Origin of the sequence: Nocardia iowensis (genome assembly GCF_019222765.1) — a bacterium.
Lineage (GTDB): Bacteria > Actinomycetota > Actinomycetes > Mycobacteriales > Mycobacteriaceae > Nocardia > Nocardia iowensis.
This window is the reverse complement of record NZ_CP078145.1, coordinates 5451400-5464367: the sequence shown is the minus strand read 5'-3', so window position 1 is coordinate 5464367 and position 12968 is coordinate 5451400. Positions and strand designations below refer to the sequence as shown.

Genomic DNA, 12968 nt, shown 5'->3' with positions numbered 1-12968 from the left:
TTTGGGGCTCGGCGATTTCATCAATGATGTCGGCGACGCGATCGAGAAGGGTGTCGAATCGGTCGTCGAGGGTGCCGGTCAGCTCGCGGACGCCGGGTTGGACGTACTCGGCGACGGGGCGAAAGCGATCGGCCTCGACAGCCTGGGGGAGGGCCTCGACGACCTCGGCGACAACATCGCCTCGGGCACCGGTGGCAATGTCGATGAGGAGGAACTCGGCGAGACGGAAGACCCCAAAGAGTTGATCCGCGGCGAACCCGCCGAAATCAGCTCCACCGCAGATACCTTGAAGAAGATGGCCAGTGCGATCGACTCCACCGGCCAGGCCCTCAAGCAGATCGACGCCGCCGACTGGGTCGGTGCGGGTGCGGACGCGTTCAACGAGGTCTACGACAAACAACCGAAGCTGTGGTTCGAGGGTGCCGACGCGATGACCGCGGCCGCCAAGGCCATGGATGCCTGGCACAACGAGGTGAAAACCGCGCAGAGCAAGGCCGCGGACGCGATCGATAAATGGAAGGCCGCCGACGCCGAGGAACGCAGGCAAAAGACCTGGTGGAACTCGCTTTCCGGGGAACAGCAGGCGCAGACCCCGCTGGTCGACACCTGGACATCGATGCGCAACCAGGCGCGCGAGATCCTGCGCGGCGCGCGAACACAACGTGACAACGGCGCTTCCGTCGCGGTCAGCGCGTTCGCGGCGGCCACCGAGAAGGCGCCGAAGGAGCCGCCGTTCACCGAACGGTGGATGGCCAACATCTCGGACTTGGGTGGGGTGCTCGAGCACGGGGCGTTGAACTTCTCCGCAGGTCTGCTCACCAGCCTCACCGGGCTCGTCCAGTTCGCCCGGCAGGTCAATCCGACCGACATCTACAACCTGACCCACCCGGCCGAGTACGCCGCTGGACTCTCCAACCTCGGCACGGGATTGGTTGTCGCAGCGGCCGATCCGGGTGCCACGGTGTCGGCGATATTGTCCGACGCGCGCCGCAATCCGTTCGAATTCCTCGGTGCGCTGACCGGCGACGCGCTGCTGACCGCCGCTACCGGCGGTGCCGGTAGCGCCAAGCTCGGGGTCAGCGCGCTGAAGAAGATCACCGACGCGTCCAGGCTCACCCGTTTCGCCGACGACGCCGGTGACCTCGGGCGACGGCTGCCCACCGAACCGCAGGGACGGGTGGGGCAGACACCAACGCCGGAGAGCCCGAGTGCCGGTCCGGCACCGCATTCCGATACCAGGCCGACGCCGACGAATCCGGTCGATGCGAGCAGTCGGCCGGAATCGCCCGCGCCGAGAGCCGACACGGGCGATGGTCCGTCGACGACGCCGGAGCAATCGAGTCCGCAACGCTCGGAGTCGCCGGCGAACAATCCGGACACGCGTGCCGAACCCGATCCGGCGCCGCGGCAGCGTTCGGAACCCGAACCCGAACCTGACCCCACGCCGCATTCGGACCCCGATCCGACGCCCAGTTCGCGTCCTGATCCAGACCAGGCGCCGCGTGCCGATCCGGACCCGTCGCCGCGGTCCGACCCCGATCCGTCGCCGCGCACCGAGCCCGCTGGTAACCGCGCGGATCCGGATCCGACGCCCACACCGCGTCCGGATCCCGATCCTGACTTGGCTTCTCGGCCGCAGTCGGACTCCACGCCGACGCCGCGTGTTGATCCTGATCCGACGCCGCGGGCTGATCCCGATCCCACGCCGCGGGCCAATCCTGATCCGACGCCGACCTCGCGTTCGGACTCTGACCCGACGCCGACGTCGCGTTCGGAGTCTGATCCCACGCCGACGTCGCGAACCGAGCCCGACCCGGCAACACGCACCGATCCTTCCCCCACCTCCCGCACCGACCCCGATTCCACACCGCGCACGGAGGCCGATCCGAACCCGACTGCCCGTCCGGATGCGGATCCGACACCGGAATCACGCCACGATCCGGGACCGGCTTCGCACGCGGATCCCGATCCGACGCCCACCCAACGGCCGGATGCTGATCGCCCATCGCCCGATTCGGACGGCACGCCGAGGACGAATCCCGATGCGGCACAGCCGGTTCGACCGGACCCCGACCACACGCCCGCTGGGCGCCCAGATCCGGACCAGTCGCCCGTCAATCGCCCCGACTCGGACCAGTCACCCGGCGGACGCGATGACGGCACGCCGACGCCGCGCACCGATCCCGATACCACGCCCGCGGGACGCACTGATCCGGCCCCGACGCCAGGGTGGCACAGTCCGGTCACCCACGCCGACAGTCCGACACCGCGCACACAACCGGACTCGTCGTCGCCGACCCGCCCACACGCCGACCCGTCGCCTGCTACCCGTCCACATGGCGACCCGGCGACCACCCCGCGCACGCAACCGGAATCCAGGCCGCACGTGCGCCCCGAACCCGCAACACGTGTGCATCCGGACCCCACGCCAAGGGAAACCCCCAGCCGCGAACCCGTGGCCGCCGTCCGGGCCGATCCGCAGTCGTCACCGGCGGCCCGCACGCAACCTCATTCGCCCGCAACCGGTCGTCCGACTCCGGACCATACGCCGCAACGCGCGCACGCCGATCCGTCCACCCGGTCCGACCCGGATGCACCGCGGCGATCGGATCCGGAACCTCGCCGAGGACCTGACGACGCGAATCCGCGTACCCCGCATCATGATCCGGACCGAACGCGCGATCGCGGTGATGGGCACGACCGTCCGCGGGGTCCGGAAGACCCACCACGGGATCGTGACTCGAAGTCTGATCGTGATCCGAAGTCCGATCGTGATCCGAAGTCCGATCGTGACCCTGAGTCGGACCGTGATCCGAAGTCCGACCGTGATCCGAAGTCCGATCGTGACCCTGAGTCGGACCGTGATCCGAAGTCCGACCGTGATCCGAAGTCCGATCGTGACCCTGAGTCGGACCGTGATCCGAAGTCCGACCGTGATCCGAAGTCCGATCGTGACCCTGAGTCGGACCGTGATCCGAAGTCCGACCATGACCCGAAGTCTGACCGAGACTCCGACCCCGATCGGGAACCACGACCCGACCACGACTCCGACAACCCGACGCCGCAAGACCGCGCAGTCGCCGACCGCAACGCGCACGAGCAGGCTCGCGAGTCGGGTTCGGAATCCGATCGCACGCCGGAGCAGAAGACCTGTTCCACCGACCCGGTAGATATCAGCACCGGCGAATTCCTGCTTCCCGAAACAGATCTCGCACTGCCGGGTGTGCTGCCGCTGGTACTGCGGCGCGCTCACCACTCGAACTACCGATTCGGTCGCTGGTTCGGCCCTTCCTGGTCGGCCACCCTGGATGTCCGGCTGGTCATCGAGGATGCGGGCGTAACGTTCATCGGTGAAGACGGCATGATGCTGGCCTACCCACACGCCGAGGTCGGGGTCCCCGTGCACCCGCTCAGCGAGGGCCAGCAATGGTCGTTGACCCGAACCGACTCCGGCGGCTACCGCGTATGGGACCAGCGCCGCGAATTGATCTGGCATTTCGCCCCCGAACTAGGCCTCGACGGCATCGAAGCCCGCCTCGGCAACTACGCGATCTCGGCCATCACCGACCGCCACCACAACCGCGTCCGCTTCCACTACGACGCCGACGGCGTGCCGACCGAAGTCACCCACTCGGGTGGATACCGCGTCCGAATCCATTCGGACCACGGGCGCATCACCGGCCTGTCACTCATCACCGACAATCCAGACCTCGGCGAATATGCCACGCCCATAATAGAATTCACCTACGCCGCAGGCCTTTTGGTCGCCGTCACCGACGCCGCGGCCGCAACCACCCGCTACACCTACGACGCCGACCATCGGATGACGTCATGGACCGATTCCAACGGCAACCAGATGGTCAACACCTACGACGAGTCCGGCCGCGTGGTCTTCCAACGCGGTACCGACGGAATCCTGAACTCCGACTTCGACTATCTGCCGCTCCCCGACGGCACCGGACGTTTCACCACCGTCACCGACTCCCGCGGCGCGGTCACCACCCACGGTTTCGACCGCGAATTACAACTCCGCGACATCATGGACCCCACCGGTGGCCGCACCCACATCGACTACAACGCCGACCGAAAACCGTTGAGCGTCACCGGCCCTGACGGAGCGAAGACCACCTACTTCTACAACGGCGCGGGTGATCCGGCGAAAATCACCCGCCCCGACGGAAACGCCACCCTCATCGAATACCTGTGGCGAAACCGCCCCACCAAGATCACCACCCCGGACGGCGCGATCTGGCAGCGCGAGTGGTCCGAGGACGGCAACCTGTCCGCGATGATCGACCCGGCGGGGGACCGCACCGAATTCACCTACCACGCCAACGGCGCCATCGCCACGATCGTCGAATCCAACGGCGCACGCACCGTAGTCCAGGTGAACCCGGCCGGACTACCGGTCCGAATCACCGCGCCACACGGCGCGATCACCCAGATCCAGCGCGACGCCGCAGGACGCCCGACACAGATCATCGACTCGATCGGCGCGGTAACGCACTACGAGTGGTCACCAACCGGAAAACTGCTCCGCAGAACCGATCCCGACGGCCACTCCGAATCCTGGACCTACGACGGTGAGGGCAACGTACTCGCCCACACCGACCGCGCCGGTGGCATAACCCGATTCACCTACGGCGCTTTCGATCTCCCGCAGACCCGCACCGACCCCGCGGGTTCGGTCACTCGGTTTACCTGGGACACCGAGCGTCGGCTCACGGCCGTGCAGAACCCGCTCGGCCAAAGTTGGAGTTACACATACGACAGGGCTGGGCGGCTGACCGCCGAAACCGACTATTCCGGTGCCACAACCCGATACACCCATGACAGGGTGGGGCGGGTCGCCACCGTCACACCGCCGACGGGCATCACCCGCAGCCACCGCCATGACATCCTCGGCCGCCTCACCGAGATCGCCGCCGACGACACCTGGATCCGCTACACCTACAATCCCGCTGGCGCAGTCCTGACAGCTGTCAATGGCATCGGCGCGGACACGACGCATACCCTCGAATTCGCCTACACCGCAACCAGAAAGATCGCCTCCGAGCAGCTGGACGGGCAGCAGCCGATGCTGTTCGAGTACGACCAGCGGGGCAATCGAACCCACCGAACTACCCCCTCCGGCGCCACCACTGCCTGGCACCACGACATCGTCGGCCGCCTCGACAGTCTCAGCACCGACAACCACGAGGTTTCCTTCAGCTACGACCCCCTCGGACGCCTAACCGGTTGGCGCACCGGTGAAGTCGCGGTTACCCGAAATCTCACCGAGGCCGGCCGCACCTTGGACCAAGCGGTAATCGCCTTCCCCGCGCAAGCCCTGTCCCTCGACATGGGCCAGTCCACCCGCCCGGCACCCTATCAACTGCGGCGCGACGAATTCACCTACCGCCCAGACGGATACCTCGTCGGCCACCGTACCGCCCGGCCCGAGGCCGATGTGATCGAACGGGCCTACGATCTCGACCCGCTCGGCCGCATCACCACTGTCCTGCGCAACAGCACTGTGACCGAGCAGTACGCCTACGACCCGTTGAGCAACATCACCGCGACCCTGTCCGCTGTCGATGAGCACCAGGGCGTTCACGACGACAGTCCTGGTGCGCCCCCTCAGCAGGGGACACTCGGGCAGCGGCGCGAGTACCGCGACAACCTGCTTATCCGTGACGGGCGAACCCGCTATTACTACGACGAATCCGGACGGCTGATCCGCAAGACCCGCACGCGGCTCTCGCGCAAATCCGAGACCTGGTTCTATCGCTATAACAGCTTCGACCAGCTCACCGATGTCTGGACACCGGATCGGCAGTGGTGGCACTACACCTACGACGCACTCGGCCGCCGCACGACCAAGCAGCTATTGTCCAACGACGGGGCTGTTCTTGAACGCGTCGACTACACCTGGGACGGCACGCATCTCATCGAGCAAGTCACTGCCGCCGCGGTCACCCGCTGGCATTACCAGCCCGACTCCTATACCCCGATCAGTCAAACCACCGATCAGAACAGCATCGATCACGAGTTCTACGCCATTGTCACCGACCTGGTCGGCACGCCCGTCGAATTGATCGAGCCCGATACCGCCCACACCGTAGCCACCGCGACCGCGGACCTGTGGGGCAACACCACCTGGCATGGCCCCGTCAGCACGCCGCTGCGCTTCCCCGGTCAAATCCACGACCCAGAGACAGGGCTGCACTACAACCTGCACCGCACCTACGACCCCGCAACCGCCCGATTCCTCACCCAAGACCCCCTCGGACTAGCGCCGGCCCCGAACCCGAACATCTACCCCCACAACCCCACCACCTGGAGCGACCCCCTAGGATTGACTCCGGAGAGCTGCGGCATTGCGCTCGGCTTCAGCGAATTGGACGGGGATCCACTCACACTGCAAAACTTCGCTGAGGCTGTCGGAGCCAAGTCCTACCATGATTGGCCGTCTGGCGGTGAAGACTGGGTCAACGAGTTCAAAGCCTACGTTCGCGATGGTCAGACGCCAATTCACTTCAATTTGGACGGCATGGACGATGCCCAATGGATCGCGTCCTCCCAGGCAGCTCGGGGGCTCGATCCTATCTTCGATGGACACGCAACGCCGTGGGAACTAAGCTTTATCCAAGATAATCGGAGCTCGTGGTCCAAGGTGTTCTTCTACAGAAACGGAAGTCGTTATGACAATCCATTCACCTCAGAATGAAGGTGAACGGTTGAATGAATCCCTGCCAGTTTTTTTCGACAGAAAGTTCAAGCCGTGGCGCTACTCGGTCAGTCATTCTGAACTCGAAATACGAAGCGTTGGCAGGAATTCGGATAGCGATTTCATAGTTCTGAAGTTCCACAACGTGATCGCGATGAAACTCAAAACACACTACGACCCACTCACACTCGCCATAGCCGATGAATCGCAGGCCGAAGATATTTTACGCTTTGCTGACCTGCCGGAATCGGATTGGAATCGGGTGAAATGCCTGGCGCTCAAATCGGACGGCGAAGACAGCCTCGTGGCGTGTGTTGGATACACAATGCGGACGCACTCGCGGAGGGACGAATAGTCACCCCATCACTACTCGTCGGCTGGTCCGTCAGTGCGCCGGGTACTTTGCTTGGCTGCGACTGATCGAACCCCGGGGGGTAGCGGCTCGAAACGTTGGGGCCACCGTGCGCGTGTATATCCGGCCCGTACTCGGCTGGTTGGCGACTTTCCCGCTCAGCAGGTGTGGCTGTTGCCGCTCAGCTCGACTCCACTGACGGCGGCACCCGGCGGTGTAAATACCTTCCGCCACAACCGTTCCACCGGGCACTGACCGCTGGCAGGGTCAGGTGGTCACCGGATGCACGCGGTTGGCGCCGATGCGCTCGATGCGGTCACGACCCCAGTCGCCGAGGGGTTCGAGGGCGCGGTTGAGGGCAGTGCCCAGCTCGGTGAGTTGGTATTCGACCCGCGGCGGCACCTCGCGATAGACCTCGCGTGTGACGATGCCGTCCTCCTCCAACTCGCGCAGCTGCTGGATCAGCATCTTCTCCGAGACGCCGGGCAGGCCGCGGCGGAGTTCGCCGAAGCGGCGGACTCCGTAGTTCTCCAGCTCCCACAGGATCAGTGCTTTCCATTTGCCGCCGATCACGTCCATCGCGGCGTCGATGCCGCAGAAGTATGGTCCAGATCTCTTTTCGCCCAACGCCCGACCTCGCTACCTGTTCACACACCCATTGGTAAGTACCGGACCAAATAGTAGGTACTTGTCGCCATCGCGGGCAACGAGCAGGGTTGGTTTCAGCGCGCTGACCATCCTGTTCACGAACTTCCAAGGAGTTGACCCCGCAATGGCGGAAACCACGAACACCCCGGTGACGGTCCTCGGACTAGGCGCGATGGGCCAGGCGCTGGCCGCCACGCTGCTGAAGGGCGGCCATCCGACGACGGTGTGGAACCGCACCCCCGGCAAGGACACCGACCTCGGCGCGGCCGGGGCGGTCAGCACCCCGTCGGTTGCCGAGGCGGTGCAGGCGGGCGGGCCGATCATCGTCGTCCTGTTCGACCACGCCTCCGTGCACACCACTCTCGACCCCGTGGTCGACGAACTGTCCGGCAGGCAGGTGATCAATCTGACCAGCACCGCCCCCAACGAGGCCCGCGAGCTGGCCACCTGGGCGGCCGAGCACGGCATCGACTACCTCGACGGTGGCATCATGGCCATCCCGCCCATGATCGGTCAGCCGGGCGCGTCCATCCTGTACAGCGGCTCCGAGGCGATCTTCAACGAGCACCGCACAGCCCTCGAATTGCTCGCCGCCGCAGAATATTTCGGCGACGATGCCGGACGGGCTTCCACCTATGACTTCGCCTTGCTCGCCAACATGTACGCCATGTTCGGCGGCTTCATGCACGGCGCGGCCATGATGCGCTCGGTCGGCGTCTCGGCGAGCGCGTTCGCCGAGCGAGCCGCGGCATGGGTCACCGCCATGGCCCAGATGTTTCCCGCCTACGGCGAGCTCATCGACAGCGGCGACTACACCCAGCCCATCCAAAGCCTCGCCTTCCACAAGGCCGCCCTCGACGCCATCAACCGGGCCAGCCGCGACGCCGGCGTCGCCACGGACTTCGTCGCCCCCATCAAAAACCTCATCGACCGCCAGATCGCCGACGGCAACGGTGCCCTCGAGTTCGCCCGAACCATCGAAGAACTGATCTGACCCAAGGAAAGGGCTTCCGACCCACCCCGCCGGAAGCCCTCCCACCCACCCCACACCCCCCGGCAAAACACGCGGTCAACCCGCGATTTGGTCCACGCGGCGACATCCGATAACCTTGCTGAGCACCACCGGTCCGGGTGGCGGAATGGCAGACGCGCTAGCTTGAGGTGCTAGTGCCCTTTAACGGGCGTGGGGGTTCAAGTCCCCCTCCGGACACACGTGTTAACCACCGGGATGCCGGCACTGACCACAGCAAGCTGTTGGCGGTGTCGGTATTTTATTTCCAGGTGCAGGGCTTCGTAGAGGGCTGCTTGGTCTTCGGTTGCGCCAGCTGTCAGTACCGCTCTGATGTCGCCGAGAGAATCGATGAGCTTCTCCAGTTCGCCTGCGGTCATCCGCCGGATCGTTGGGATCGCATCCAATTCCGCTCGGGCTATTGCTCTTTCAGCCTGCGCTTGGTTCATCGGATTGATCAGTGCTTGTACATCGACCCCGGCTTCGATCGCAGCCTGATACCGCCGCAGCTTCGTCTCCGCGGCGGAAAGTCTTTGACGGACGAGTTGGCGTTGGAGATCGCCGTCGCTGTCGGCCTGGGCGGCGATGAGCGTCGCGATCGTCTCGGCGCGATGGCGTCGATCGAAGACAGTCGCGATCCAGTTATTGACCGGCACGATGAGTCGCGACTCCGCCAGGTTCACCGTCTTCGGGTGACTTTCGAGTGCGGGGCTGCTGGGCGCGAGAGTGCTCGCCCTGCATCGGTACCAGACGGAGTTGTCTTTGATTCCGCCTTCCATCTTCCGATCGCAGTCGTCGCAGCGGATTCGGCTGCGAAACCGATACTGCTGGCGGCCGGTAACCCTAGTGCGTTCGAGTTTGGCGCGTCGCTGCAGACCACCGCCTCCTCGTGCTCGGCGCGCGAGTTGTACCTGGGTGTAGGTCTCGACGCTGATGATTGCGGGATGTGCGGGTTTGCGCGAGCGGATCACGCGGTCGTTGCTCGACCTGCGAAACCGGACGACTTTGCCCGCTGCGACGTCGTCGCGGTCGAGTAGTTCTTCGTGTTTGGTCCCCGATCAATCCGGCCAGTGCCAGCCCCGACCACGGGCCACCTTCGCGGTGCCGGATGCCCTTCGCTCCCGTCGTCGAGCAGGGTTGGGCACGGCCCGAGATACCGGCGCTCGACCGGCCGATCGACGACGTACCGAATCTGCGCGAGCGCGCCGGACACCTCGACGAGCAAGTCGTGCGCGGCTTCGTGCGCGCGCACCTCGCGGCGATGCTGGGCAAGCCACAAGGGGGCCTGTTCGAGCTGGCCCGGCGCGGTGATCGGCAGTGTGCCGGGCCGCCATCGCGCGAATCGCGCGGATTTCGGCGATAGCCGTCGACGCCTGCTCTGCCGATGAGGGCCGGGAACCAACCAAGAGTTCCCACATTCCGGTGTATTCGAGGATGCCGACGAACGCCTCTCGCGTCGCCTCGACTTGCCACAACTGGCGTTCTTCGTGGGCATTCGCCTCGTCCTCGGCAAGGCGTGCGCGTATGAACGCGTCGATCGTTGCGCCCTCTTCGCTCATGCGGCCGATCCTCCCGCCTACGCGTCTCGCCGCGCCAGTCAGTGCCAGCACGTCTTCGATACAAGTAGATCCGGTCAGACTGAGTCGCACGTGTTCTTTGGGCGTGGCACAACCCAACAAGCGCGGTACCCATCCTTCTGCTCGGTAGAAACGAATACCGACTGACTACAGGCCCGGACCACTCGCGGTGCGGGACCTTCCCGATCTCTAAGGACAAAGGAGGCACATGTCGATCCGACGCTGGATCAGCACAACACTGGTCACCTTCGTAGCAGCGATGTCCGCCGCCGCCGTTTACGCAGGCCCAGCAACCGCCGCCGACCCCACATGTGCCGAAACGGGCGAGTCGTACGGGGCGTACAGGAAGTGTGAATTGAAGAAGCAACAACAGGACCACGAGATGGACTGTGATAAGGGCGGAGACGAGGAGGCGTGTGCGGAGATTGACCGCCTTCAGAAACTGATCGACAAGATCAAAGACTGAAATCTGAACTGACACAGACGGACCGCAACCGTCGAGCATCACGCTGGCCGCTGTTGTGCCTCTCACCGCACCAGCGTGAGCGCGTCGCCGAGTCTGTAGACGTGCACAGAGGTGGCGTCGATCGGGTGATCGGTGATCCGGTCGCCGTGCTGCCATGCGCGAGGCCCGATCCGGCGTTCGCGAGCCCACCGCGGTACAGCGTCGATTTCGGCACCGCAGCACCGATGCTCTCGGTCACTCGAATAAGGTCGCTGAGGCTGTAGAGCATCTCCTCGGCCGCTGCGCGCACAGTGTCGAGGATCTCGGCGACTTCGTGCTGTGTGCGGCACCGGCCGCACCGGACCCAGCTTGCGCCGAGTTGGGCGCGTAGCTCCCACCGGCAGCGACCAGGATGGCGACCGCGGTCCCGGTCGCGGGATCGACTGACTTGATGCGTCCGGTTAACTGCACCGTTCCAGCGGAGGCAGCCTCGACGACCGTGTAATTCGACAGCCGAACGCCGTATCTGATCATCGCGCCCGGGTCGCCGAGCCATCCGGTGACGAATCCCGCCCCCAAACCCATGGTGAGCATGCCGTGGGCGATCGCATCCGGAAGACCCGCGAGCGCAGCGACCTCGTCATGCCAATGGATGGGATTCGGGTCCCCGGAGACCCCGGCGTAGTTCACCAGATCGCCGCGTGTCAGGCGCACAGACCGAGAGGGAAGTTCGTCACCGACGGCTATGTCCTCGAATCGGAACATGGTGCGCGGGACACGCGTTCGTGAGATCGCCGAAAGACATACAGCGGTCCCGTAATCCGGATCTGTCACCAGCGGGCCGCCCACATCAGTTCCGACCTAGGTTCGAGAGGCTGTGTCGAGCCCGCTCATGATGACGCGCTCGATCGTGTCGCTGATCTCGGCGTTGACATCCTCGCCGGTGAGGCCGACGACGGTCGTGTGCATGATCTGCACGACCTCACCGGTCTGGTCGCCGAAGGTGTTGGTGATGGTGAGCAGGTCCTTGCCCGCGATCCGACGCACCGAGGACAGTTCGACATCGCTGACCAACCGGTCGCCGGTGAGCACTGGCTTGTACATTTCGAAAACCTGATCGGTCTGCACGACCACGTCGTAGCCGGTCATGACAGTCTCGAGCAGCCTGCGGTTGGCCAGCATCGCGACGGTGGAGATGAACGTGGTGGGCGCGAGCAGACCGGCGTATCCGAGCTCACCAGCGGCGGCTTCGCTCCAGTGCGCCGGGTGGAAGTCCTGCACAGCTCGCGCGTACTCGCGGATCTTCTCACGCCCCACCTCGTAGTAGTCGTCTGTCCGGTAGCGATGCCCCACCAGCCCAGCCACATCGAAGTGCCGACGATCGCACAAGTCACGTCATCCAGGGGCCACCCTGACACGGCTTGGGGGACGGCGCCGGATGTGTTGGACGAACTCGCGGTTATAGCGTCGGCCTTATGAGGTCAACTACTATTCAACTTGCGACCGTCGGCGCGTACGCGACGGTCGCAAGTCTCGTTTTCGCGATCACTGTCGCCGAGACGATCTTCTTGTATCCCAACATGTTTCGAGGCGTGCCGGAGTCGCTGGCGTTGTCCGACGAGTTCATGACCGTGGTGGATATCGGTGCCGTGATGCGCCCGATGGGCATGGTGATGACACTGTGCGCGGTGATCGCGATCGTGGTCGCGCTGTGGGCACGGCAGGCGCGGGGTTGGATCGCCGCATCGCTGATTTTCCTGATCGGTGGTCAGTTCCTGTCGGTTCTCTACCAGTGGCCGCGGGCGAGCATCTTTGGCGAACGAGACCAGCACACCGTGGAGGAGCTCGAGCGCGCGGTGACGGAATTCCTTGTCGGACACGGATTCCGGATCGCCGCATCGCTCGCGGCGGCGGTATTGGCGATAGCCGCGGTGTTCTCGATCTACCGCGCCCGGGTCCTCGCGGGGGCGCGAGCGAATTCCGCGGCCGAGCATGCCCTCGTTTGTTGATCTTCACTCCCCGTTCTCCGCTGTTACAATGTGGAGCCACAGAGCTGCACACCCCAGAGAACCGTCGTACAACTCTACGGGGGGTGTCTTCGGTACCATGTCAGGCCACGGATTTGAAACCCCCTGAGAACGCCACTACGGCGAGCGCGGTTCCAGCGGACAGCTGGTTGTCCGGACGTGTCCGCCGCTTAGAGGACATTGCATGCCCGTGTAGGGTCT

The 12968-nt window shown here is 64.8% G+C and carries 8 protein-coding genes, 1 tRNA gene and 1 pseudogene; 7 read left to right on the top strand and 3 right to left on the bottom strand.

Annotated features, from left to right (window positions below; genetic code table 11):
* Position 1: 1 nt before the first annotated feature.
* Together KV110_RS25100 and KV110_RS25095 are read left to right on the top strand one after the other, a co-directional pair.
* A complete protein-coding gene (locus KV110_RS25100) occupies positions 2 to 6709 on the top strand; it encodes a putative T7SS-secreted protein (protein WP_218469735.1) in 6708 nt (2235 codons plus the stop codon).
* 10 nt (positions 6710 to 6719) lie between these two features.
* Positions 6720 to 7064, top strand: coding sequence for a hypothetical protein (locus tag KV110_RS25095; RefSeq protein ID WP_218469734.1), 345 nt, complete (start codon positions 6720 to 6722; stop codon positions 7062 to 7064).
* A 264-nt stretch (positions 7065 to 7328) separates the two neighbouring features.
* Here KV110_RS25095 and KV110_RS25090 read toward each other — a convergent pair whose 3' ends face one another.
* Positions 7329 to 7688: a winged helix-turn-helix transcriptional regulator gene (locus KV110_RS25090; protein ID WP_281427682.1), complete on the bottom strand. Its 360-nt coding sequence runs from the start codon at positions 7686 to 7688 to the stop codon at positions 7329 to 7331.
* A 145-nt stretch (positions 7689 to 7833) separates the two neighbouring features.
* On the opposite strand from KV110_RS25090, the gene KV110_RS25085 reads away from it, so the two are divergent.
* Both KV110_RS25085 and KV110_RS25080 read left to right on the top strand, forming a co-directional pair.
* The gene (locus tag KV110_RS25085; protein WP_218469733.1) at positions 7834 to 8703 is read left to right on the top strand and encodes an NAD(P)-dependent oxidoreductase; all 870 of its coding nucleotides are present in this window, start codon (positions 7834 to 7836) and stop codon (positions 8701 to 8703) included.
* A 131-nt stretch (positions 8704 to 8834) separates the two neighbouring features.
* Positions 8835 to 8919 (top strand) — tRNA-Leu (locus KV110_RS25080).
* Here KV110_RS25080 and KV110_RS25075 read toward each other — a convergent pair.
* Positions 8901 to 9689, bottom strand: coding sequence for a hypothetical protein (locus KV110_RS25075; protein ID WP_218469732.1), 789 nt, complete (start codon positions 9687 to 9689; stop codon positions 8901 to 8903). The two genes, KV110_RS25080 and KV110_RS25075, sit on opposite strands and share 19 nt — an antisense overlap.
* A 137-nt stretch (positions 9690 to 9826) precedes the next feature.
* On the opposite strand from KV110_RS25075, the gene KV110_RS25070 reads away from it, so the two are divergent.
* Together KV110_RS25070 and KV110_RS25065 are read left to right on the top strand one after the other, a co-directional pair.
* Positions 9827 to 10081: a hypothetical protein gene (locus KV110_RS25070; protein WP_218469731.1), complete on the top strand. Its 255-nt coding sequence runs from the start codon at positions 9827 to 9829 to the stop codon at positions 10079 to 10081.
* Between the two features lie 422 nt (positions 10082 to 10503).
* Positions 10504 to 10761, top strand: a complete 258-nt coding sequence (locus KV110_RS25065; protein WP_218469730.1) for a hypothetical protein — start codon at positions 10504 to 10506, stop codon at positions 10759 to 10761.
* Between the two features lie 372 nt (positions 10762 to 11133).
* Here the strand turns inward: KV110_RS25065 and KV110_RS25060 are convergent.
* Positions 11134 to 12129, bottom strand: a pseudogene (locus tag KV110_RS25060) (fused (3R)-hydroxyacyl-ACP dehydratase subunits HadA/HadB); the annotation flags it as partial.
* Between the two features lie 86 nt (positions 12130 to 12215).
* Between KV110_RS25060 and KV110_RS25055 the strand changes: the two are divergent.
* On the top strand, positions 12216 to 12749 hold the full coding sequence (locus tag KV110_RS25055) for a DUF1772 domain-containing protein (RefSeq protein WP_218469729.1): 534 nt from the start codon (positions 12216 to 12218) through the stop codon (positions 12747 to 12749).
* Positions 12750 to 12968: the final 219 nt, after the last annotated feature.

What these genes read in the sequence shown, in the direction of transcription:
- KV110_RS25085 (WP_218469733.1), top strand. Translation starts at nt 7,834, where the DNA reads ATGGCGGAAACCACGAACACCCCGGTGACGGTCCTCGGACTAGGCGCG.
- KV110_RS25070 (WP_218469731.1), top strand. Translation starts at nt 9,827, where the DNA reads ATGCCCTTCGCTCCCGTCGTCGAGCAGGGTTGGGCACGGCCCGAGATA.
- KV110_RS25065 (WP_218469730.1), top strand. Translation starts at nt 10,504, where the DNA reads ATGTCGATCCGACGCTGGATCAGCACAACACTGGTCACCTTCGTAGCA.
- KV110_RS25055 (WP_218469729.1), top strand. Translation starts at nt 12,216, where the DNA reads ATGAGGTCAACTACTATTCAACTTGCGACCGTCGGCGCGTACGCGACG.